The organism is Sorangium sp. So ce296, from assembly GCF_051529605.1.
GTDB classification, from domain to species: domain Bacteria; phylum Myxococcota_A; class Polyangia; order Polyangiales; family Polyangiaceae; genus Sorangium; species Sorangium cellulosum_D.
Genome location: NZ_CP150325.1, coordinates 10,786,142 through 10,808,632, shown reverse-complemented (window position 1 = coordinate 10,808,632; position 22,491 = coordinate 10,786,142). Strand labels below are relative to the sequence as shown.

The following is a 22,491-nucleotide window of genomic DNA, read 5'->3' as shown; positions in this document are numbered from 1 at the left end:
GCCCTTTCCTGTTCTTCCCGTGCGGCGAGCCGGGCGGGCCGGGCGTCGCGCGCGGAGCATGGCGCGCGCCCTCGGCGCGGGCGGGCGCCTGGGGTGGACCGGATCAGGCGCTGCGCCGCGGGCCCCGGTCGCCGATCGGCGGCGGTGCGGGCGGCTCCGGGGGGCGGGCGGGGAGCACGAGGTCCGCGAGCCGTCGCGCCGCGGCGAACGCCACCTCCTCGTCCGGAGCGGGAGCCTCACCGAGGTTGGCACGCCCGCTCAGCGCGAGCATCGCGATGCCGTGGAGGCCCGCGAAGAGCACGTGGGTGTCCTCCGCCGGCCGCGCGCTGCCGTAGCGGCGCAGGAGCTCGACGAAGCCGCTCCACAGCGGGCGCGCGAGCCGCAGGCGCCCCTCCTCGCGCAGGCGGGCGCGGTCGAAGCGGCGCTCGGCCATCAGCCAGTAGAGGTCCGGGTGGCGCAGCGCGAACTCGACATACGCGACGGCGAGCGACCGCGCGTCGGCGCCGGCGCGCGCCCGCGCCTCGAGGAGCCCCGCGAGCCGCCGCCAGCCGGCGCCGTCGACGCGGATGAGGAACCCGTCGAGCGAGCCGAAGTGGTGGTACAGCACCATCGTCGTCTGGCCGAGGAACGCGGCGATCTTGCGGGCGGTGAGATCGTCGCGCGCCAGCCGACCCTCGCAGAGCGCCTGGAACACGCGCTCCACCGGCTCATCGGCGTCCGTCACACCCATACCCGCGATCCTGCCATGTCCGTGCTTCGCCCGTTGACGCGCGCAGCATAACACTGTTATGCCGGATGGATATGGGATTGCTTTGGGCTGAGGCGGTGGCTTCCGGGGCGCCCCGCGGGGGGCGCGCGCTCGCGGTGGGGCTCGCGCTCGCGGCGGGCGGGCTCTCGGGGGCGTGCACGTCGCGGCCGCCGGCGGCGGACGACGCGCCGGTGGGGCCGTACGAGGTGGTGGACGGGTGGCCGCGCGTCCCCGAGGGGATGGTGTTCGGGCCAGCGCTCGACGTGGCGGTGGACGGGCGCGGGCGCGTGCTGGTGAGCCATGCGGCCGGGCGCGCGTCGGGCAACGACGCGCCGATCGGGGAGGCGACCATCCTGGTCTTCGATCCGGAGACGGGGGAGCTGCTCGACGCGTGGGGTGAGGGGTTGTTCGTCTATCCGCACGGGATCGAGGTCGACCGGGATGGCTTCGTGTGGGTCACGGACTCCGAGCAGAACCGGGTGTTCAAGCTGACGGCGGAGGGGAAGGTGGTGATGACCCTCGGCGAGGTGCCGTGAAGAAGAGGAGCGGCGTGTGGCTCTTGGCGTCGCTCGCGGGGCTCGGGTGCGCGGCGAGCCCGGAGCAGCTCGATCGGCCGACGAACGTCGCCTTCGGCCTGGACGGCGACGTCTACGTGGCGGACGGCTACAACCACGCTCGCATCGCGCGCTTCTCTGCGGGCGGCGAGCTCCTGTCGGAGTGGGGGGAGAAGGGCTTCGGGCGGGGGCAGTTCGATACGCCGCACGGGATCGCCACGGACGACGAGGGGCGGGTCTATGTGGCGGACCGGGAGAACGCGCGCGTGCAGGTCTTCAGCGCGGACGGCGGCTACCTCGCGCAGTGGAAGAGCGCCGCGCTGGGGCGGCCATGGGCGATCGCCTTCGGGCCCGATCGGCATGTCTACGTGGTCGACGGTGGCGACCAGGATCCGGAGCGGCCGCGGGGGCATGTGCTGCGGCTCAACCTCGGTGGGGAGATCGTGGACCGGTGGGGAACCTCGGGGGACGGCCCCGGGGAGATCGACTGGGGGCACGGGATCGCGGTGGGCCGGGACGGGAGCGTCTACGTGACCAGCCTGAGGGGTCGCGGTGTGCAGAAGTTCCGGAGGACGAAGTGAGGGGGCGAGGGCGGGCGCTCGCGCTCGCCGCGGTCGCGGCCGGCGCGCTGGCCGTGGCGCCTGCTCGGGCGCAGGGCGTGGGCGACATGCCGATGCGGCCGGAGGACCGCGGGTATGTCGCGCTTTACGGCATCTTTTCGGCCTCGCCGCAGGACGGCGAGCAGGCGACGGCGCACGTCGCCCCGCAGGTGGCGGCGGGCGCTCGCCTGAACCGGTGGCTGAGCGCGACCCTGGATGTGACCGCGGCCTGGACCACGTTCCAGGTGGAGGGCGAAGCGCGGCGCTCGTCGTTCCGGTTCGGGAATCCGTTCGTGACGCTGCAGGCGGCGCTGGTCGAGGGGCGAGGGCGATCGATCCATGCGGGGCTCGGGGCTGCGCCGCCGCTCACGACGTTCCCTGGGACGATCCCGGCGAACACGGAGGTCGAGTACAACTACGCGGTCGCGAGCGCGGCGCGCGGGTTCGCGGACCCCTGGATGTGGGCGCCGAACGCGATCCCGATCGCGCTCCTGCTCCGCAGCCGGGCGGAGCTCTTGGCGCGCGTGGTGCTCGGCGCCGAGCTGGATCCTGCGGTGCTCGTCTCGGTGAACTCCACTCCATCGCGGCTCGCGATCGTGGCCGCCGCGCACGCGGGCTTGCGGCTCGGGCCGGTGACGCCGGGGCTGCGGGTGCAGATGCTCGCGCAGTCGGCGCCCCTCGCAGGGCGCAATTTCTCGCAGTGGTCGGCGACCCTGTACGCGCACGCGGAGATCGAGGCGGTCTTTGTGCGCGCGCAGGGCGTGGTCAACGTGGATGCGCCGTTCGGCCTCGCCGGGCAGCGAGGGGCCACCGTGTGGGGGGCGTCGCTGGGCGGCGGGCTCCGCCTGTAGCAGAGAGCGCGGGGCGGCGCGGGGCTCGTCACGGCGCGACGCGCGGGGCGCCGTCGCACCTCGCTTTCCTCCGCTGCGCTGCGCGCCGTCCGGCTCACGCGTCCCTGGCAGGGGTCACGACCGGTCGAGATTCGAGGTCGCTGGCGCATCTGCAGCGCCGTGGAGGCGGTGGCCTGGGCGGCGACGCAGCTGCGAGGCACCGCCGGCGGGCGGCTGAGGGGGGCCGAGAGAACAAGCCTGACAAGGAAAAAGGTCGGGGCTGCACGTCGGTTGCTCGCAGCAACACGGGAGAGAGCTCATGACGACCGCATCAGGCGTCCGTCCGCCCATTCACCTGCTGGGCAACAACGCACCGGTCTCCGAGGAGGTGACCGTGGAGCCGCGCGAGGTGCTCGGAAAGATCCCGAGCGAGCTGTTGGGCTGGTATGGTCGCAACGGGTCAAGCCGCGGACTGGATGGTCGCCCAACGCATTCGCCGGCGATGGGATGGCCCAGGCATCGCGGTCGAGGGCGGCCAGGCCCGCTCGTACCGGAACCGGTATGTCCGGAGTCCGCTTTACGAGAACCCGGGCGTGACGCGCTTCGCGCTCGCGCTTCGGTCGCAACCACGGTCGGTTCGGTCGCGTGCGGCCGCAACCACGGGCGGCCGCAACCACGGTCGGTTAGGCGGTCGCGCGCCGGGGCGGTCGCAACCACGGTCCGTTGGTGGAGCGGGCCGAATCGCAACCACGGTCCGTTCGGGCGGGCGGCGATGGCCTCGAACCACGTTGAGACGAATCTATGGATCTCGGATCTCTCGACCTTTGGATCCTCAAACAACGTAATACCTCTCACATCTCCCCGCTTTCAAATTTGTTAGGTCAATCACACTTACCGATCGACGAGATCGTTGCTCCACTGGCGAGACGTGGCGGAGAGGGTGGCGGCCGCCACCCGAGGAGCGTCAACATCGTCCGAATCAGCCGCTTTCGCAGCGTGGCACGACTCTTGGTATGGCCCACGAACATGAGTCAGCCCCGAGCGATCGTCCCTGGCGCTACCTACCTTCTCACGCGCCGGGTCCTGCGACGGCACTTCCTCCTCCGACCCGATTCCGCCATCACACGACTCGTGGTCTATAGCCTGGCGGTCTCGGCACAACGCTATGGAGTCCTCGTGCACGCACTCTGTGTGATGTCCACCCATCTTCATCTTGTTGTCACAGATACGCGTGGCGAGCTTCCACGCTTCCTCCAGCGGTTCCACCGCATTGTCGCGCTCGGAGCAAAAATCCTGCGAGCCTGGGAAGGTCCAATATGGGACCATGAGGCAACGAGCGTAGTACACTTATCAACAAGGGATGCGTTGGTGGAGAAGATCGCCTACACACTTGCCAATCCGGTGATTGCCGGCCTCGTCGAGCATGCTCACGAATGGCCCGGCGCCAAAGTGCTCGTCCGCGAACTCGGCTGCGGCACACTGCGCGCCCGACGCCCTGAGATTTACTTCAATCCGAAGAACCCCGAGTGGACCGAAGAAGCCACCGTACCAATCACACTTCCGCCCATGATCGCGGACAGCGACGCCGAGCGGTTTAGGCGCGAGGTCACAATACAGATCGATCTGCAGGAAAAGCAGGCTCGTGCCACCCTGAAGCAACAGGGACTTAGCTTCCTCGGGCGTGCACGAGCAGGCAAGATTTCCCCTTACAAACGCGCGACAACTATCGAACCGATCCGTGGCCTCAACCCAACATTCGCGGTTGGGCGCGGACGAACAGATGCGCGAAACAATGCTATCGCCGCGATGTACGCCTTCCGCACCGCATATCGCAGATCACTTGAACAATGGCGAGCTGGTGTACGCGACACAATCTTCCCCATCGGGACATGGTGGATGCGTGTGTTCCACGGGGTTAGCGTCGATCGCGGCGAGCTCGCTGAAGCATAGACAGGGTGATCATACCTGAACATCAACGAGGAGGAAGCGTCGGTCACGGGTGCTCCCTCTCCCGTCGCACGACCATGAGCTGGAGCGTATCGACCTACTCTATGGATGAAGGACCGGCGCAACCACGGAGGACGCGCAACTGCGGCCAAGGAGGACCGGACTGCGCCTGTGCGCGCGATTGGATGGGACCGAGGACTGCACAATCACGGTCGGGTCGGTCTGGTCGCAGTTGCGCAACCACGGTCGTGTTCGCGTGCGCCGCCGCTGCGCCGCCGCCGCAACCACGGTCCGCCGCCGCCGCCGCAACCACGGTCCGCCGCCGCCGCAGCCACGGTCCGCCGCCGCCGCCGCAACCACGGTCAGGACCGCGCGCCGCAACCACGGTCAGGACCGCGCGCCGCAACCACGGTCAGGACCGCGTGCGGTCAGCACCGCGCGGTCCCGGGTCCGCTTGCGGTCGGGTCCGTGCTGGATCCGCAGGTGCGGTCGGGGTTCTCGCGGATGCGCTCAGGGTCGCGGAGCCGGTCCGGGGCTGCAGATAGCGCCCGGTCGGGTCGGATGGCGCCGCCCATGCTAGACCGCGCTGCGCCGATGCCCTCCGAGCGCTCCCTCCTCTCCCCCGCAAGCTCCCCACTCACCGCTACCCTCAGCGAGCTCTCAGGCGGCCTCGACGACACCGCCTCGAACGACACCTCCACCAGCGGCCCTCCCGCCTCCACGCCGGCCGACCACGAGCCGCTCCCGTCGTTCGACCTCCCCTCGGACCGCCGGATCGTCACCCCCCGCGATCTCGCCGCGGAGCTCGCCTCAGCGCCACCTGGCACGTTCCACGTGACGGGCTCAGCCGGCTCGGCCGGCGCGCTCGTCATCCGTCGCCTCGTGGCAGCGGCCGCCGGCCGCCGCATGGTCGCCCTCACCCCTGACGTCGACAGTGCCCGCGCCCTGGCAGCAGACGCCTCGTTCCTGCTCGCCGACCGAAACGCCGACGACGCCGAGGCCACCGGCTCCACGGCCTCTGGTCGCGTCCTCCTCTACGTGCCCAACGAGGCCAGCCCCTACGCGGACGTCAACCCGGACCGCCGCGGCGCCCAGACCCGCCTCGCCACGCTCTTCCACCTCGGCATGGACCTGCCGTGGTCGGTCCTCGTCTGCCCCGTCGCCGCGCTCGCCCGCAAGGTCGTTCCCAAGGACGAGGTCACCGATCACGCCGAGCTCGTCATCGCCGAGCAGGAGATGGATCGCGACGCGCTCTCCGCCCGCCTCGGCGCCGCTGGCTACGTGCGCAGCCCCCTCGTGGAGGACCCTGGCTCCTTCGCCGTGCGCGGTGCCCTCCTCGATGTCTGGGCGCCCTCGGCCGAGCTGCCAGTGCGCATCGATTTTTACGGCGACGTCATCGCTTCGATCAAGACCTTCAACCCCGACGATCAGCGCACGGTCGCCGACGTGAAGGAGGTCTGGCTGCCGCCGGCCCGCGAGGCGATCCTCACGCCAGGCAATGTCGAGCGCGCCCGCCAGCGCGTCCGTGCCGCGTGCGACGCCATCGACTTCCCCTCGACCAAGGCGCGCGCCCTGGTCGACGACGTTGCCAGCGGCCGTGCCTTCTTCGGGGCGGAGGGCTATTTGCCGGCGTACATCGACCTCGCCGCCTTCAGCTCGTACCTGCCCGGCGACGCGCTCGTCGTTCTCGAGGATCCGGCCTCCCTCACCGCCGCCCTGCGCGACGAGCTCGGTCGCGCCGCCGCCGACCGGAGCCACAAGGATCGCGAACCGCACTTCCCGCTCGGCGCCTTCTACGAGGACGAGGCGCACGTCGCGTCGTGGCTCGGGGACCGCACCGTGGTTGCGCTACATCGCACCGGGGTCGAAGGCGCTGTGGAAAGTCAGGACTCGCTGGAGCGCTTCGAGGTCGTCCCCGAGGATGCCCCCTCGATCGCCACGCGGGACCAGTCGGACCTCGAGCGTGCCATCAAGGCGGCCCGCGCTTCACGGGGCAAGCATGGCGCTCTGGACCCGCTCGTCCGCCGCGTCGTCGCATGGCAAGAAGCGGGCCTGCGGGTGCTAATCGCCGCGCGCGCACAGACCCAGGTTGAGCGCCTGGTTGCGCTGCTCCGCCACCGAGACGTGCGGGTGAAGGCCAACCTCGGTCCGTTCGACCCGGCGTTCCTCGACGGCAGCAGCTCGATCGTCCCACGCGACACCGCCCTCGTCGTCACCGGCTCCCTTGCGCGTGGCGTCATCGCTCCGGCCGAGGGGCTAGCGCTGGTCACAGAAGAGGAGATCTTCGGAGCCCGGGCCCACCGCCGCGCCGCTCGCGCCTCCGCCTCCGCCGCCAAGCCCGCGCAGGCCTTCCTCGAGGATCTCCGCAACCTGGGAGTCGGCGATTACGTCGTCCATGTAGAGCACGGCATCGGACGGTACCTCGGCCTCGTCCACAAGCAGGTCGGTGCAACCACGGTCGACCTCATCGCCGTCGAGTACGCCGGCGGCGACAAGCTCTACCTGCCGGTCTACCGCCTCAACCAGATCCAGAAATTCAGCGGCGGCGAAGGCGCCCCCAAGCTCGATCGGCTCGGCGGGCAGACCTTTGCCAAGACGAAGGCGCGGGTCGAGAAGAGCGTCCGTAAGATGGCCGACGAGCTCCTGCGCCTGTACGCCGAGCGCCGCGCGGCCACGGCCGAGCCCATTCCGTCTCCGGACGACGATTACCGTGCCTTCGAAGCGACTTTCCCCTTCGACGAGACGCCCGACCAGGCGCGGGCCATCACCGAGGTTGCGGCCGACCTCGAGTCCGGCCGTCCCATGGACCGCCTCGTCTGCGGCGACGTCGGCTTCGGCAAGACCGAGGTTGCCATCCGCGCCGCCTTCCGCGCCGCCAACGCCGGCAGGCAGGTGGCCGTCCTCTGTCCAACCACGGTGCTCGCGCAGCAGCACTACCTCAGCTTCAAGTCCCGCATGGCCTCCTATCCCATCGAGGTCCGCGCCATGTCCCGCTTCCAGACCAAGCAGGAGCAGGACGAGGTCTCCCGCGGCCTCCGCGACGGCAGCGTCGACGTCGTCATCGGCACGCACCGCCTCCTCTCCAAGGACATCCACTTCAAGCGGCTCGGCCTGCTCGTCGTCGACGAGGAGCAGCGCTTCGGCGTCACCCACAAGGAGCGCATCAAGGCCCTCAAGACCAACGTCGACGTCCTCACGCTCTCGGCCACCCCCATCCCCCGCACCCTCCAGATGGCGGTCTCCGGCCTCCGCGACATGTCGATCATCACCACCCCCCCGGTCGACCGCCGCGCCATCCGCACCGTGGTTACCCGCCACGACGAGGCCGTCATCCGCGAGGCCGTCCTCCGCGAGCTCGGCCGCGGCGGCCAGGTCTTCTACGTCTACAACCGCGTCGAGGGCCTCTACGAGCGCGCCGCCCGCCTCGCCGAGCTCGTCCCGAGCGCCCGCATCTGCGTCGCGCACGGCCAGATGAGCGAGCAAAACCTCGAGCAGGCCATGCTCGACTTCGTCGAGGGGCGCTACGACGTCCTCTGCGCCACCGCCATCATCGAGAGCGGCCTCGACATCCCCCGCGCCAACACCATCCTCATCGACCGCGCCGACATGTTCGGCCTCTCGCAGCTCTACCAGCTGCGCGGCCGCGTCGGCCGCTCCAAGGAGCGGGCCTACTGCTACCTCATCGTCCCGCCCCCGAACGCCATGACCGACGAGGCCCGCGCCCGCATCGAGGCCCTCGAGCGCCACACCGAGCTCGGCTCCGGCTTCCAGATCGCCTCGCTCGACCTGGAGCTGCGCGGCGCCGGCGACCTCCTCGGCGCCGAGCAGAGCGGCACCGTCGCCCAGGTCGGCTTCGAGCTCTTCTGCCAAATGCTCGACGAGGCCGTCCACGAGCTCCGCGGCGAGCCCGTGGTCCACGACGTCGACACCGAGCTCTCCTTCGACGCCGATGCGCTCCTGCCCGAGGAGTACATCTCCGACGTAGGCGTACGCCTCTCCCTCTACAAGCGCTTCGCCGGCGCCGGCTCGGCCGAGGACGTGCAGGACCTCGCCGTCGAGATGGAGGATCGCTTCGGCCCGCCGCCCATCGAGGCGCGCCGGTTCGTGCACCTCATGCGGCTGAAGACCGAGCTGCGCCGGCTGAAGGCGCTCGCGTGCGAGGCGAGCGCCAAGGGGGTCACGCTGCACCTGCGCGAGGACACCCCGCTCGACCACGCCAAGGTGCTCCGGCTGGTCCAGCCGAAGGGCTCGCCCTACCGGATCTCGCCCGACATGCGGCTCTCCCGTCGCCCCAGGGACGGCGAGGTCTTCACGAGCGGGCTGGAGGCGACCGACAAGCTCCTCAGCGAGCTCGCCAACTGCCTCAAGGACGGCGCCTGATCGCGCGCCCCGCGCGGCCTCCCGGGTCGTCCGGCATCCCCCGGTGAGCTCGCGGCGCAGGATTGACCACGATCCGGCGCCGCGGCGCGGAGGCGACGCCGCGCTCCGGCGGTGATACCGTTGCGCTACGGGAGGGAATGGATGATCGATCGCCGGGATCGCGAGCGGCTTGAGGCGCTCCAGCGGAGCACCATGACGGGCTGGTACAGCCCGTTCCAGCTGGCCCGCGCCGCGCTCGACCTGACCGTCTCCCGCCTGATCGGCGCGCGCGGCGATTTCCGGCTCATCGAGGCGATCGCGGGGCCGCAGCCGCCCTTCGACTATGCCGTCCGAAACGGCCTCACGCGCGACGAGATCTGGATCGACTACGTGGCGGACACGGGCGATGGCTTCAACCCCACCTATGCGATCGCGAGCCTGCTCGCCCGGCCGACGCTCTCGCTCGGCGGCCGGGAGACGCGGCGCGGAGACGTGCTGATCATGGGCGGGGACCAGGTGTATCCCTCGGCCACGCGGCAGGCGTACTGGACGCGCCTCGTCGAGCCCTACGCGGCCGCGCTCCCGAAGGCGGACGTGAAGGAGCCGCCTCACCTGTTCGCGATCCCGGGCAATCACGACTGGTACGACGGGCTGATGAGCTTCATGCGCCTCTTCGGCCAGAAGCGCACGCTCGGCGCGTGGAAGACGCTCCAGTCGCGGAGCTACTTCGCGCTGAGGCTCCCCAACGGCTTCTGGCTGCTCGGCGTGGACATCCAGCTGGAGTCCGACATCGATCAACCGCAGATCGAGTATTTCTGCAAGCTGGCGAGGCACGAGATGCGCGACGGGGATCGCGTGGTCCTCTGCACCGCCGAGCCCGACTGGGTGAAGGGCGCCATCTACAACCCCGATCTCCAGAGCAACCTCGCCTTCTTCGAGAAGCAGCTCGCCGACGCGCGGCCCGGGATCGAGGTCGTCGCGCGCATCGCCGGAGATCTGCACCACTATCGACGCCACGAGTCCGCGGACGGCCGGCAGAACATCATCGCCGGCGGCGGCGGCGCCTTCCTCCACCCGACCCACGGCGAGCCGGTCGCCGTGGTCCGCTCCGGCGCGGGCGCGGACCAGCGCCCCTACACCCTGAAGGCGTCATTCCCGTCAGAGACGGAGTCGCGCCGCCTCACCTGGCGCAACCTCTTGTTCGCCCGGTACAACCTCGGCTTCTGGCCCGTCGCGGCGTTCGTCTACATGCTCTCGTCGCTGACGCTGCCCCGCCCCGGTCCGGGCGCCGTCGCGTGGGTCCTCGTCGTCCTGCTCGTGTTCATCGTCTTCACCGACACGCACAAGACCTGGTATCGCCGCCTCGCCGGCTCGCTCCACGCGCTCGCGCACCTCGGGGCCGCGCTGGGGCTCGCTTACGCCGGCGGCGCCCTGCTCGGCGTCGACGTCCGGAACCTCCAGTCGATGTGGAGCATCATCGGCGTGACGCTCTTCGTCGGCGTGACCGGCGCCGTGGTCGGGTCGACGCTGATGGGCATCTACCTCCTGATCTCGCTCAACGTGGCGCGTCGCCACGGCAACGAGGCGTTCTCGGCGCTCCAGATCGAGGACTACAAGAACTTCTTGCGGATTCACGTCCACCGAGAGGGGCTCACCATCTACCCCGTCGGCCTGCGGGAGGTGCCGCGCGCGTGGAAGGTGGCCGAGGATCGCAGGCCCGGCGAGCCGCGCCTCGTCCCCGAAGGCGGCGCGCTCGCCCCGGAGCTCATCGAGGAGCCCGTCACGATCCCGATCGCGCCGCAGCATCGCCGGACCGACCGGTCCACCCCCGCCTCCGCGGACGCCGGGCTCCGCGAGTGCCCCGCCGGCGAGCCGCGGAGCCGCCCCCCCGCGGCCGGTTCCACGGCGAAGGACGGCGCGCCGGAGCCGTAGGATCGTTCCTGCGGGTTGAGGCAGTTCGCCTCAGCCGGGACATTCTGCCGTCTCGTAGCGAGCACGGCCTCGATCGGGCGGTCAGGGCGTGGCAGCGAGGTTGGGCAGGGTCGGCGGAGAGACCTTGGGACAGATCTCGCGTTGCTCGCCGGGGGGCGCGAGCGGATCCGGGCCTTCTCTCGGGCACGAGCGCGGGCCGTTTGCGATGGCGTCGTGCTCGCGGTCGTCCGAGGTCCATTCGCGGTTGATGCTCGGCGCGTTCGCGAGCCCCTCGGCGCACGCCGCGGAGGCGGCGACGAGGAGCAGCGCGAGCGCGGCGCGGATCGAGGAGCCGAAAGAGCGTTTCATAGGCACATCCCATCTCCCCGCGTGGCCGGCGCTGGCCGCGCCGGTCCGCGGAGGTCGTCAGGGTTTCCCGACGGGGTTCACGGTCCGTGCCAGGTCGAGGCCGCCGGGCTGAACGGGCTGCCAGGCAGCCCCTCGCGACCGCCGCCGGCCGCGGCTCATCGCGGGCCGTCGAGCCGAGCGCGGCCACGGCGACGCCAGGCTCGGCGCACAGCCCGCGCGCGGCTTGCGTCCCCGCGCAAATGCCCAAGGTGGTCGGCGGGGGGGTCCGCGCGGAGCGCGACCCCGGAAGGAGTGTCGATCATGGCGAGAGACGTCATCGAGGTGCTCAACGATCTCATCCAGCTCGATCGCGACGCGATCGCCGCTTACGACCAGGCCATCAAGGCGTGCGAGCACGCTCAGACCAGGGAGATGCTCGCGAGGTTCAGGGACGATCACGGGCGCCACGTGGTGGATCTGAGCGCACACGTGACGTCGCTCGGCGGCGCCCCGGCGGCGAGCCGCGACCTCAAGGGCAAGCTCATCGAAGGGTTCACGGCGATCACGAGCATGGGAGATCAGAGCGCGCTGCTCGCGATGCGCGGCAACGAGGAGCTGACGAACCGGCAGTACCAGGGGGCGCTGAACGAGTCGCTCACGACCGAGGCGCGGGCCATCGTCGAGCGCAATTACGCCGATGAGCAGCGGCACCTCGCGTGGATCAAGGACGCGCTGTCGCGGAAGGTCTGGGAGCGGGCCGCCTAGGCGGGCGGTCGGCCTGAGGTGGTGACGAAGACGATCGGAAACAGGTTCTACGCTGGGGGGGTAATATGAAGTCGAATCGGTCCATTCATCTCGCGCTCGCCATGGGCGTGCTCGCGGCCGCGCCGGCGCTCTCGGCCGCTCAGACGGGCAGCACCAGCCCGCCGCAGCAGCGCGAGTCGGGCACGCCGGGAGCGGCCCAGGGCGGCGCGCATCAGCAGGGCGGCAGCGCGCACCAGGGCGGCGCCCGCGGGGCGGCGCAGGGCGGCGCGCAGCAGGGCGGCGCGCGGCAGCAGGGCGACCAGCCTGGCGCGAGCGGTGGGCAACGCGCGCAACAGCAACAGCAGCAGCAGCAGCAGCAACAGGGGCAACGCCAGAAGAAGGCGATGACGCTCAAGGAGCAGATCTCATTTAAAGTCGAGGAAGGGTGCACCTACACCGCTTCCGTGAACGGCCGGATCGACCCGGCCCCGGCGGGCAAGTCGCAGCAGCCCTCGGGCGCTCAGCCGGGCGGCGGCCCTCAGGGGCGAGGCGGCGCGGGCGCGCAGGGCCAGACCGGCGGCGCGGCGCAAGGCCCTGCCGGCGGCAGCCAGGCTCAGGCCGGCGGCGCTCAGGATCGCAGCCGTGACACCGGCGGCAGCCAGGCTCCGGCGGGCGGTGCTCCAGGCGGCAGCCAGGCCGGCGGCGCTCAGGGCGACAGCCAGGCCCATGCAGCCGCTCAGGCCGGCGGCGCCCAAGGCGGCCAGGCGGACAGCGCGCAGGGCGGGGGCCAGGCAGGCCCAGGGGCCGGCGGCCAGGAGAGGGTGAAGCCCAACCTCACCGTCTCCGCCTCGATGAGCTGCCCGAACACGCCCGAGCTCCGGGTCACGGACACGCTGAAGACGGACACCGCCGTCACGCGCTCGGAGCTCGAGGAAATGATCTCGCGCCGGGCGAGCATCGCGACCCAGAAGAGCGGGCGCTTCTGCATGTATGTGCCGCAGTTCGAGCTGACGAGCGAGAGGCTGAGCGGCCGCGGCATCGCGCAGCTCTGCCGCGTGCCCGCGGCTGATCAGAAGCAGGGAATGCGGTGAGCCCGAGGTCCTCCGCGCCCGCGAGAGGCGGGGACGTCCGAGCTGGAGAGGTGCGGAGCGACGAGAGCGCTCGTTGATCTCAGGCGCGCGCCGGCGCTCGGCAGGCGCGCGCCGGCGCGGCGCTCAGCGGCGGATCAGAGCAGGGGGCAGGATTGCACCCTGGCGATCACGAAGGAGCGCACGGGGTAAGTCGTCCCGCTCTGCGCGTAGAAGGTGCCGCCCGAGGTGACGCTCCAGGTGTGGCCGGTCAGGGCTCCCGTCGTCGCATCGGCGTAGATACGCATGAAGGCCGTCCCCACCCCTCCCCTGAAGGTCCCGGTGCACGAGCCCGGCGCCGAGGCGGTGAAGCGGTCGTCGGGATAGATGGTGCTGCACCCATGCACCGAGGTGGTGGAGTCGACGATCGGCAACGCCCATTGCGTGTAGGTGCCGATCTTCGGGTTGATCGCGGTGATCTGCTGCGGCAGCCCCGTGACGATGGCGGTGTGCCCGCTGTAGGTGCCGGTCGCGTCGATCACCAGGACGTCGCCCGGGGCGATGTCCGCGACGCTCGAGACCGGCGTGAAATCATCGCCCGGGTCAGTGCCCGGGACATCGATCAGATCGACGGCGTTGTCGTAGTAAACGGCGGAGCTCGGGCTGGATGACCCCCAGAGCAAGGAGAGGTCCGTGTTGTTGACTCCCCAGATATTCTTCTGGATGAGCGTGAGGAGCGATGCGCCGCTGGCGAGCGGCGTCTGAGCCGCGGCGAGAGCGAGCGCCTCATCGGCGATGTCCTGGCACGCCTCGGCGGGCGCGGCGCCGAGCGCGAGAGAAGCAGCAGCAGAGACCATCAGGAGACGAGCAGCATTGCTGAGCATGAAGTACCTCGGTTGACGGTTACCACGTTGCCGTTCCGCAGGCCGAGCAGATTCGGTTGAGGAGGTCGATCGTGTACAGCAAGAGAATCGCACCTGGTCGGGTCGAGCCTAGCATCCAATGTTTACTGTCAATACACGGCATCCGTCAACATGCTTCGACCATTTCCCGATGCGCTGATTCATTTTCATGTGCTCATGTAGGACACAAGAGCTCTTCGGCCGGCACCGCCGGATAGTGTCCACCCGTTGATGGCGACCCCGAGTCATCGACTCAGCCACCTCGCGGCTGACGCTGCGCGCCAGCGACCGCGAGGGACGGCGTCGTGAGGCATCGGTCTCGGAAGCTCGTCCCGCTGGAATCCAGCAACACTCGATTCGCTGAGCGCTGGGGCTCAATGCATCTGCGATGGGGTGGGGCCCAGGGTGAGAGAGGGGCGAGAGGCCGTTCACGATGAGCCGCGCGCCCCAGGCGGCCGAGAGGCTCGCGTCCAGGGCGCGCCGGGGGCGGACCATGGCGGGGCGGCCGGGGTGCGGCGCGGCCATGTGAAAGGCGTGTCGCTGCGGCATCGGTGCGGTCTCGCAGCGGCGCGGGGCGCTGCGGCCGGTGCAACGGAGCTCGGCCCAGGGGGAGAGATGGACCGGGACGGCTCACCCGAGTGGGACGGTTGCCGCTCGCGTGGGACCTCTCGCGTCCGTGCGGGGCGAGATCGCGATCGCGGCTGCGGGCGAGAGCCGGCGGACGGCAGATACGCCGTCTGGCGCCCGGTGCTCCGTGACCGCGACAGCCGCCCCGCGCACCGGCCCCGGCACATGCTCCCGCGCGTATTGACCGCGTGAGCGCGACTGGGTAGGCAGTGGTTCGTGCCCGGCGCTCGCGATACCAGCACCACGCTCTCGTCGTCGTCCGAGTCCCGTGAGCTCTCGGAGCGCCCGAGCAGCCCGCATCTCTACCTCGTGCTCGAGAGCCATCGTCCGCTCGCACCGCCAGCACGCATGTCTCTCCACGGCTTCGACGAGGTGGTCGTCGGCCGGGGCCGGCCGCGAGCCTTCTTGCGCCGAGACGAGGGCGCGCGCCGCATCCTCGAGGTCCGCTCCGAGGATCAACGGATGTCGTCGAGGCACGCTGTCCTCCGGCGGTCCACGAGGCAATGGGAGCTCGAGGACCTCGGCTCCAGGAACGGTTGTATCGTCAACGGCGTCCAGCGGACGCGCGCCGAGCTCGTCGACGGCGATGTGATCGAGATCGGCTACACCTTCTTCATCTACCGCGAGGCGGTGTCCCTCGAAGAGGGGGAGCCCTCGCTGCTCGACGGCGCCAGCCTGCCGCCGTCCGTCCCCGGGTTGTCGACCATGGTGCCGTCTCTCGGCCGGATCTTCGCGCGGCTCTCGCTGATCGCGCAGTCGACCGTCCCGGTGCTCGTCGAGGGAGAGAACGGGACCGGCAAAGAGCTCCTGGCACGGGCGATCCACGAGCTCTCGGGCCGCACCGGCGAGTTTGTCCCGGTCAACAGCGCGGCGCTGCCGCGTGAGCTCATCGAGGACGAGCTCTTCGGGCATCGCAAGGGAGCTTTTACCAGCGCGGTGGCGGACACCCCCGGCCTCGTGCGCGCCTCCGATCGCGGGACGCTCTTCCTTGACGAGATCGGCGATATGCCAGCGCAGGCGCAGGCCGTCCTGCTGCGGGTGCTCCAGGAGCGCGAGGTGCGCCCGGTGGGGGCCACGCGCGCGCTCCGCGTGGATCTGCGGGTGGTCGCGGCGACGCACCAGCCGCTCGACCGGATGGTCGAGGACGGCAGGTTCCGGGCGGATCTGCTGAATCGGCTCACCGGGCACCGCGTCGAGCTGCCGCCGCTGCGCGCCCGGCGGGAGGACCTCGGCCTCCTGCTCGCGGCGCTCCTGCGCCGCGCCGATCCAGAGCTCGCCGGGGAGCTCCGGATCCGCCCTCGCGCGGTGCGGGCGCTCCTTCAGCACAGGTGGCCTGGAAACGTCCGCGAGCTGGACAAGGCGGTATCCTCGGCGATCCTGCTCGCCAGGGCCGAGCGAGAGATCGGGCTCGATCACCTGCCGTCGAAGTTGCAGGAGGCCCTCGGCGGCACCGCCGCTGCCCGGAGCAGCGAGGACGACGCCAGGCGCGATACGCTCCTGGGTCTCCTGCGGCAGCACGAGGGCAACATCGCGGCCGTGGCGCGCGCGATGGGCAAGGAGCGAATGCAGATCCACCGCTGGCTGAAGCGGTACGGGATCGACCCGGACAGCTTCCGGGCGAGCGACGATCGCTGAGCTGACGCGACGTGTCCGGCGGGACAGACGGCGTACCGCTCAGCCCCCTGCCCTGACCGGGAGCTCAGCGCGCGCCCCCGCGGCCCCCGTTGGGCCTGTTACGCCTGTTGCGCCTGAGTTACGGGGACGAGCTGGCTGGGCGACGTCGATCTGTCGGGAAGTCGTCGGACGCGCCGCCGCGAAGCTGCTGCGAGGGCAAGTTCCCCATGGCGGGTCCGCGCTCCACATCCAGGCGTATTCCTCGATGATCTGAGCGGCACGAATCTCTGGCAGCTGGCCCGACGCCGCGTGTAGCCGCGTGGCTCGGCGATTGCTCACCTCCCGGGCGCTGGCGATCGCGCGCTCGCCCTGGCGGGCACAGTCGGCCCATGGCTCGCCCCTGGCCGCGTCGCGCGAAGCCGCGAGAACCACGCAGCTCAGCCGGAGGAATCGTCACGTGAAGCCGCTGCTTTCCGAGCGATCGCGCCTGCAGTCCCGCCTTACCCTGCTCGCGCTCATCTTGATCGGATGTGAATCGCCATCCGAGGCGCCCGTCGTCGGGTCGGACCCCGTACCGAGCCATGTCCTTTGGGCCCGGGATCTGGTGGATAACATAGAGCCCAAGCGCAACGAGTACGGAAGCAACCCGAGCTACGTCCGCTGGGCGGGCGTCGACGGGGCCGACGAGTACCGAAACCGCAGCGTGTGCGGGACCTTTGTCACGCACACGCTGCGACGCGCCCATGGCTTCTCGACCTCGGACATCGACGCGTGGTTCGGGAGCACGAGCCCGAACGCTGCTCGATACCACGACACGATCGCGGCGGAGATCGGGTTTCGAGCGATACGGGACGTGCGCCGGATCGCCGCCGGTGACGTCCTCGCCGTGAAATATCCGGACGAGAGCGCGCCTTCAGGGCATGTCGGCATCCTCGCGGGCCCGGCCGAGGAGCGCGCCCCGACGGCGCCGCTCGTGCCGGGAACAGCACAATACGCGGTCGAGATCCTCGACTCGAGCAGCTCCGGCCACGGGGAGACCGACACCAGGCGAAATCCGGACGGATCGTGGCATGACGGCGCAGGCGCGGGCGTCATGCGCCTCTACGCCGACGAGGGTGGGCAGATCGCGGGGTACACCTGGAGCGAGGACGCATCGTCCGTGTACCATCCCACCTCGGATCACGCCCTCGTCGTCGGCAGATTGCGGTGAGCCACCCGCGCGCTTCCACCACGAAGCCACGGCGCGGGTGAACGGCCATTTCCAGCGCCGCGGCGGCTTTCACGGCTCCGCGCGCGCGGCGCGCCCGAGGACCGACGGCCGCTTGCGCCGCCGGCGCCGCGCGCCATCCCGGACGTGAACCTCGCACGCCTCGTCCCACCTGCACCCATCGGCAGCAGCGGCGCTTCGCCCGAGCGAGGCGCTCGCGGCTGGCTCGGGAATTACGGCGTGCGTCCGCGGGTCGGCCGACCGCCCGGCGGGTGTCGCCGCTGCGAACCATGGCGCGGCGCCGCCAGCGTCCCTGGGGGAGCTCACGAGCCGGAGACGCCCACGCGTAACACCGCAACCCTCCGGTTACCGGGGGGTGGAGCGTCAGGCGCCAGAAGAAGTCGCGCTGAATAGGCTGAGCGGCAGAGCGCAACGCCGGTGTCACCCCTGCAACCCGGGCGCATCGACCAGGAGGGCGTCGATCGCGGCGCATCGCCGCACACCCTCGCTCGCGCCCCTGAGCGGCGCGACCTCCTGAAGAGCGTAGAGGCAGCCGGATCGTCGTCGTCCGCTGGGCGATGGCGGTTAGCGGGACCCCGGAGAGCGCACACGTCGTCATGCCGGATCAAGGGGACCCTGGAATTGGCATCAGCGATGCAGGAGGTCCCGGGCGTGACGGGCGGCGAGCGATGCTCTTCCCGTCCTCATGACTGTTCATCTTGGTGATGTGCGTATGCTTCGAGGACCGCCCTCGCGGTCCTCCCGTGCGCCGCGCGCTGCTCGGGAGGAGATCACCAGGGCATCGCTGACGCACCGGGACGACGCCCTGCGGGCGACTCTCGCTGGCGTGCTCGGGCTCGCTGCAACACCGAAGGGAGGCCGTATGAAACGTGCTGCTTCGATGATAATGACGACGCTTACGCTGACGACGACCGGCTGCCTGCAGCAGCCACCTGAACTGGACGCCGCATCCGGCGCCGACACGGAGACCGTATCCGAGACGGCGCAGCCTATCTGGACGCCCAGCTGGGACACCATCGGAGGTCCATCGCAATCGAGCCCCGCGGTGACGTCGTGGGGCTCCGGCATCCTGAGCGCCTTCTGGCGTGGACCTGACAATCACCTGAAGCACAAGTGGTTCCCCTATTACGAGGACTGGTCCTGGGAGCAAGACCTCGGGGGGAGCCTCGCGTCTGCACCTGCCGCAGTCTCGTGGGACGACGGCAGGATCGACGTCTTCTGGAAGGGCTCCGACAATCGCCTGAAACACAAGTGGTACCCTCATCTCGGCGACTGGTCCCCCGAAGAGGATATCGGCGGCAATCTCGTATCCGGCCCTGCGGCCGCTTCGTGGGGCCCCGGGCGCCTGGACGTCTTCTGGAGGGGCACGGACAACCACATGAAGCACAAGTGGTATCCCTATTACGGCGGCTGGTCATGGGAGGAGGACCTGGGAGGTAACGTGCAATCAGAGCCGGCCGCCGTCTCCTGGGACGACGGAAGGGTCGACGTCTTCTGGAGAGGTCCCGACAACCATATGAAGCACAAGTGGTACCCCCACGACGGCGCCTGGTCGTGGGAGGAGGACCTCGGCGGCAACCTCATGTCTGCCCCGGGCGCTGCGTCATGGGCGCCAGGGCGGCTCGACGTCTTCTGGCGCGGCACGGACAACCACCTGAAGCACAAGTGGTATCCGTATTACGGCGGCTGGTCATGGGAGGAGGACCTGGGAGGTAGCCTCACCAGCGCGCCGAGCGCTGTCTCCTGGGGGCCGGACCGCATCGATGTCGTCGCGAGGGGCGCGGACTACTCGACCATCGAGCACAAGGTCTGGCAGGACTTCCTTCACGTGCCATTCCGCCCGCAGGAGACCGCTCAGTGGTGCTGGGCGGCCTCCGGCGAGATGATCATGGAGTATCACGGCGCGCAGGTATCTCAGTGCGACGAGGCGAACCGATATACTGGAAGGGCGGATTGCTGCAACACGCCGACCCCGAGCCAGTGCGTCGTGCCGGGGTGGCCGCAGTTCTCGAGTTATGGTTTCTCGTCGGCGACCACTGCCTGGGGCACCGCCCTCACGCTCGCTCAGGTGAAGGACCAGCTCCTCACCAAAGGTCTGCCCTTCGCCGGCACAAGGCATTGGACCGGCGGTTCTAGCCACATGGTCGTCGTGAAGGACTACCTGAGGTTCGACGACGACGACTTTCTCGTGATCCATGATCCGTGGCCGCCGAACGTGGGCGACTTCTACATCGAGACCTACGACGCGTTCGTGGCGGTCTCCGGCGTCCACACGCACGGCTCGGACGTCTACGATATTCGAGACTGAACGGAGGTGACCCATGAAGCTCATGAACATGATGGCGATCTCGCTCGCGTTGACAACCACGGCTGCCGGCGCTGCCCCGGCATCGCGGGCGGAGGCAGCTCGCCACGCGACGGCGGCCTCGCTCAGCGAGCTGCGAGCGCTCGACAGGCCGGAGATCCGCCAGGCGCTCGGCTTCTCGGCGCCCGCGGAGCTCGACCGCGCGGGGGCGGAGCCCCTGCTGCCTGTGTACATGGTCCGGCTGGATGCGCTCCGCGCGTATCGAGGCGACAGCGGCGTGGGCAGCGTCCTCACCGATACGGAGACCGCGGTCGCCATCGTCACCGTCGATGGGCATGCCACGTCATCGATCCTCCTGCGCAGGCAGGCGGATCGATGGAAGACCGTACGCATCGGCGGCGCCAACAGGGCGAAGCTCATTCACGGGGTTCAGACGGAGCTCGCACGGCTGCACGGGGTCAGTCCGTCGAGCATGTTCATCGTCGACGTCCCGGCGCTGATGCACGAGTTCATCGGGTTCCGGCGTGGTGATCAGGTGATGCTGGCGCCGGTGTTCCCTACCGGGATCTCCGGGATGGATCCCGGTCGAGCTCAGCAGGCGGATCTGGTCCTCGGCGCGCTCGTCCCGGCGGCAAGAGCCTACAAGGAGGCGCGGCCGGCTCCGTCGAAATAAATCGGGCTCGGTGGACCGGCGCTACTGCCAGGGACGGCCGTTGCGCCGGATGTGCTGAATAGGCCGGCCTCAACCAGCCAGGAGGCCGAGTGCTGTGTTCGTCCGCAGGCGGCGAGGTTCCCTGTTGATCCTGCACCGACCTTGCTGTAGTGGAGAGGGTCAGCCGGCTCAGGACAATGCACTGCACTCGCCCTTTGATGTGTTCGTGTGCGGTGGCGCTCGCCCTTCACCTGGCGTCGGCGGTCGCCGCCGCGCAGGCTACGGAGTCGAGCCCGCCGGAGCCGGCCGCTCCGTCGAACCCTGCCGCTGTCGGGTCCACAGCGACCGATCCCGCCGCTGCGGCGCAGAGCACGCAGGACGACACGCGCCTGAGAGAGGAGGCGGCGGCTCACTTCGAGAAAGGCCGGCGCCTGTATGATCGGCAGGAGTGGGACGCGGCGCTCGCCGAGTTTCTCGAGGCGAGGAGGCTCTATCCAGCGGCCTGGAGCGCGACGTCGAGCGCTGGTGCATGCCTGGTAAACCTCGGGCGCTCGGACGAGGCGCTCGATATGCTCGAGGGTCTGCTCTCGGCATATGCTGGCAGCCTGCCTGCCGCCGTCAAGGCGTACGCGCAGAAAGAGGTCGTCGCGCTGCGCCAGCGCGTCGGCACGCTCGTCCTCGACGGAGCCGAGCCGGGCGCCGCGATCACGATCGACGGCCGCTCCCGCGGCGAGCACCCGTCGCCAGCGCCGCACCACGTGCTCGCGGGGAGCCATGTCGTCCGGGTCTACAAGGAGGGTTTCGAGCCGTTCGAGGCCAGCTTTACCGTCGCCGGCGGGCAGATCGCGCGCGTGGCAGCGCGGCTGCGGCCGCTGATCCAGGCGGGTCGCCTCCGTGTTTCGGAGCGCAACGGCAAGGCGCTCGACGTGATGGTCGACGGCAATGTCGTGGGCACGACCCCCTGGGAGGGGCCGGTCGCGATCGGCGAGCACACGGTGATGCTGCGCGGCGAGGAGCACTTCGGGACGCTGCCGGCTCAGGTGGTGATTCGGCCCAAGCAGACGGTCGATCTCGCGCTGGCCGCCGAGGAGCTCGACGCTGCGATCCGCGTCGTGCCGGTGCCTGCCAGCGCGAGCGTCGCGATCGACGGGCTCTTCGTGGGGCGCGGCGTCTGGGAGGGGCGTCTCCGCCCCGGGCCGCACACGGTGGAAGCGGTGGATGATGGGTATGTCAAGGCAGCGCGGCAGGTGAAGGTCGACCGGGGAGGACGAGCGGCCGTTTCGCTCGCGCTGGCGCGCGACCCGAGCGCTCGCCGGTGGCGCAAGCCGCCGCGGTTCACGCTGGAGCTCGACGGCGCGATCGCGCTCACGCCGTCGCTCGGCGGCGACATCGCTGCGAGCTGCGGGGATTCGTGCAGCGCCGGTGTCGCCTTTGGCGGTCATGGCGTTTTCCGTGGCGGCTATGAGATCGATCTCGGGACGAGCTTCGGCTTCGGGATCGCTACGGGCTATGTCCGGATGCAACAGTCGCCGAGCGGGCGGAGTGCCTTCATCGAGGCGCGTGGGATTGTCGAGCCAGGCGTGGGCACGGCAGATGACGCGATCCAGGTCCGGGGGTTTGTCGCAGGAGCGTGGGCCGGGCTCGGGTTCGGCGAGCGGTATCCAGTGCGCTTGCGGCTTGGCGCAGGAGCCCTGCTGGGATCGGTGGCCGACACGCGAACGGGGACCTTCACGACGAGGCGGGGCGAGCGCTACGAGGTGGGACCGTACATCGACGTGCATCCGCGTGCGTGGTTCTATCTGGATCCGGAGGTCCGGGTGGGAATGCGCCTCGGGGACCATGTGGAGCTCTCGGCGGGGGTCGATGTGCTCGTGCTGATCGGTTCGGCGGCTCGGTGGGATGCAGGACAGCGGATCTTCGCCCATACCGATGGTGAAGGTAGTTTTGCTGCCGAGACGCTCACGGATCCGGTGCTCTTCGCAGTGATGCCCGGCGCCGGGATTCGATACGACTTCTGATCGCGGCGGGCGCGGGCCGGACACCGCGCTGTGGAGGG

At 70.1% G+C, this 22,491-nt stretch carries 16 protein-coding genes; 13 read left to right on the top strand and 3 right to left on the bottom strand.

All coding sequences use genetic code 11. The features are described 5' to 3' along the window. Positions 1 to 103: 103 nt before the first annotated feature. A complete protein-coding gene (locus WME98_RS40100) occupies positions 104 to 730 on the bottom strand; it encodes a TetR-like C-terminal domain-containing protein (protein WP_061627749.1) in 627 nt (208 codons plus the stop codon). 77 nt (positions 731 to 807) lie between these two features. Here WME98_RS40100 and WME98_RS40095 point away from each other — a divergent pair, with 77 nt between their 5' ends. From WME98_RS40095 to WME98_RS40070, 6 genes are all read left to right on the top strand, one after another. Further along, complete coding sequence (locus tag WME98_RS40095; protein WP_437946947.1) at positions 808 to 1,284, top strand: hypothetical protein; 477 nt, start codon at positions 808 to 810, stop codon at positions 1,282 to 1,284. Next, the gene (locus WME98_RS40090) at positions 1,281 to 1,883 is read left to right on the top strand and encodes an SMP-30/gluconolactonase/LRE family protein (RefSeq protein WP_061627751.1); all 603 of its coding nucleotides are present in this window, start codon (positions 1,281 to 1,283) and stop codon (positions 1,881 to 1,883) included. The genes WME98_RS40095 and WME98_RS40090 overlap by 4 nt, the downstream gene beginning before the upstream one ends. After that, the gene (locus WME98_RS40085) at positions 1,880 to 2,752 is read left to right on the top strand and encodes a hypothetical protein (protein WP_437946946.1); all 873 of its coding nucleotides are present in this window, start codon (positions 1,880 to 1,882) and stop codon (positions 2,750 to 2,752) included. The genes WME98_RS40090 and WME98_RS40085 overlap by 4 nt, the downstream gene beginning before the upstream one ends. Positions 2,753 to 3,757: 1,005 nt before the next feature. Continuing rightward, the gene (locus WME98_RS40080) at positions 3,758 to 4,681 is read left to right on the top strand and encodes a transposase (RefSeq protein WP_437954072.1); all 924 of its coding nucleotides are present in this window, start codon (positions 3,758 to 3,760) and stop codon (positions 4,679 to 4,681) included. A 570-nt stretch (positions 4,682 to 5,251) separates the two neighbouring features. Then, positions 5,252 to 9,058: a transcription-repair coupling factor gene (gene mfd / locus WME98_RS40075; RefSeq protein ID WP_437946945.1), complete on the top strand. Its 3,807-nt coding sequence runs from the start codon at positions 5,252 to 5,254 to the stop codon at positions 9,056 to 9,058. Positions 9,059 to 9,199: 141 nt separating this feature from the next. Continuing rightward, the gene (locus WME98_RS40070) at positions 9,200 to 10,969 is read left to right on the top strand and encodes a metallophosphoesterase (protein ID WP_437946944.1); all 1,770 of its coding nucleotides are present in this window, start codon (positions 9,200 to 9,202) and stop codon (positions 10,967 to 10,969) included. A gap of 81 nt (positions 10,970 to 11,050) precedes the next feature. Here the strand turns inward: WME98_RS40070 and WME98_RS40065 are convergent, their stop codons facing one another. After that, positions 11,051 to 11,317: a hypothetical protein gene (locus WME98_RS40065; protein ID WP_437946943.1), complete on the bottom strand. Its 267-nt coding sequence runs from the start codon at positions 11,315 to 11,317 to the stop codon at positions 11,051 to 11,053. A 300-nt stretch (positions 11,318 to 11,617) separates the two neighbouring features. Here WME98_RS40065 and WME98_RS40060 point away from each other — a divergent pair, with 300 nt between their 5' ends. Both WME98_RS40060 and WME98_RS40055 read left to right on the top strand, forming a co-directional pair. Further along, entirely contained in the window at positions 11,618 to 12,061 is a 444-nt protein-coding gene (locus tag WME98_RS40060; RefSeq protein WP_020735094.1) for a PA2169 family four-helix-bundle protein, read from the top strand. Positions 12,062 to 12,126: 65 nt separating this feature from the next. After that, on the top strand, positions 12,127 to 13,131 hold the full coding sequence (locus WME98_RS40055; protein ID WP_437946942.1) for a hypothetical protein: 1,005 nt from the start codon (positions 12,127 to 12,129) through the stop codon (positions 13,129 to 13,131). A gap of 134 nt (positions 13,132 to 13,265) precedes the next feature. On the opposite strand, the gene WME98_RS40050 is transcribed toward WME98_RS40055, so the two are convergent. Further along, on the bottom strand, positions 13,266 to 13,991 hold the full coding sequence (locus tag WME98_RS40050) for a hypothetical protein (RefSeq protein ID WP_437946941.1): 726 nt from the start codon (positions 13,989 to 13,991) through the stop codon (positions 13,266 to 13,268). Between the two features lie 1,107 nt (positions 13,992 to 15,098). Between WME98_RS40050 and WME98_RS40045 the strand changes: the two genes are divergently transcribed. The 5 genes from WME98_RS40045 to WME98_RS40025 all read left to right on the top strand — a co-directional run bounded on the left by WME98_RS40045 (position 15,099) and on the right by WME98_RS40025 (position 22,453). After that, on the top strand, positions 15,099 to 16,271 hold the full coding sequence (locus WME98_RS40045) for a sigma 54-interacting transcriptional regulator (RefSeq protein ID WP_437946940.1): 1,173 nt from the start codon (positions 15,099 to 15,101) through the stop codon (positions 16,269 to 16,271). 583 nt (positions 16,272 to 16,854) lie between these two features. Further along, positions 16,855 to 17,460: a hypothetical protein gene (locus WME98_RS40040; RefSeq protein ID WP_437946939.1), complete on the top strand. Its 606-nt coding sequence runs from the start codon at positions 16,855 to 16,857 to the stop codon at positions 17,458 to 17,460. Positions 17,461 to 18,364: 904 nt separating this feature from the next. After that, complete coding sequence (locus WME98_RS40035; RefSeq protein WP_437946938.1) at positions 18,365 to 19,786, top strand: papain-like cysteine protease family protein; 1,422 nt, start codon at positions 18,365 to 18,367, stop codon at positions 19,784 to 19,786. A gap of 13 nt (positions 19,787 to 19,799) precedes the next feature. After that, a complete protein-coding gene (locus tag WME98_RS40030) occupies positions 19,800 to 20,456 on the top strand; it encodes a hypothetical protein (RefSeq protein WP_437946937.1) in 657 nt (218 codons plus the stop codon). A 176-nt stretch (positions 20,457 to 20,632) separates the two neighbouring features. Further along, entirely contained in the window at positions 20,633 to 22,453 is a 1,821-nt protein-coding gene (locus tag WME98_RS40025) for a PEGA domain-containing protein (protein WP_437946936.1), read from the top strand. The last annotated feature ends 38 nt before the right edge of the window (positions 22,454 to 22,491 follow it).

What these genes read in the sequence shown, in the direction of transcription:
- WME98_RS40100 (WP_061627749.1), bottom strand. Translation starts at nt 730, where the DNA reads ATGGGTGTGACGGACGCCGATGAGCCGGTGGAGCGCGTGTTCCAGGCG.
- WME98_RS40080 (WP_437954072.1), top strand. Translation starts at nt 3,758, where the DNA reads ATGAGTCAGCCCCGAGCGATCGTCCCTGGCGCTACCTACCTTCTCACG.
- mfd (WP_437946945.1), top strand. Translation starts at nt 5,252, where the DNA reads ATGCTAGACCGCGCTGCGCCGATGCCCTCCGAGCGCTCCCTCCTCTCC.
- WME98_RS40070 (WP_437946944.1), top strand. Translation starts at nt 9,200, where the DNA reads ATGATCGATCGCCGGGATCGCGAGCGGCTTGAGGCGCTCCAGCGGAGC.
- WME98_RS40065 (WP_437946943.1), bottom strand. Translation starts at nt 11,317, where the DNA reads ATGAAACGCTCTTTCGGCTCCTCGATCCGCGCCGCGCTCGCGCTGCTC.
- WME98_RS40060 (WP_020735094.1), top strand. Translation starts at nt 11,618, where the DNA reads ATGGCGAGAGACGTCATCGAGGTGCTCAACGATCTCATCCAGCTCGAT.
- WME98_RS40055 (WP_437946942.1), top strand. Translation starts at nt 12,127, where the DNA reads ATGAAGTCGAATCGGTCCATTCATCTCGCGCTCGCCATGGGCGTGCTC.
- WME98_RS40050 (WP_437946941.1), bottom strand. Translation starts at nt 13,991, where the DNA reads ATGCTCAGCAATGCTGCTCGTCTCCTGATGGTCTCTGCTGCTGCTTCT.
- WME98_RS40045 (WP_437946940.1), top strand. Translation starts at nt 15,099, where the DNA reads ATGTCGTCGAGGCACGCTGTCCTCCGGCGGTCCACGAGGCAATGGGAG.
- WME98_RS40035 (WP_437946938.1), top strand. Translation starts at nt 18,365, where the DNA reads ATGACGACGCTTACGCTGACGACGACCGGCTGCCTGCAGCAGCCACCT.
- WME98_RS40030 (WP_437946937.1), top strand. Translation starts at nt 19,800, where the DNA reads ATGAAGCTCATGAACATGATGGCGATCTCGCTCGCGTTGACAACCACG.
- WME98_RS40025 (WP_437946936.1), top strand. Translation starts at nt 20,633, where the DNA reads ATGCACTGCACTCGCCCTTTGATGTGTTCGTGTGCGGTGGCGCTCGCC.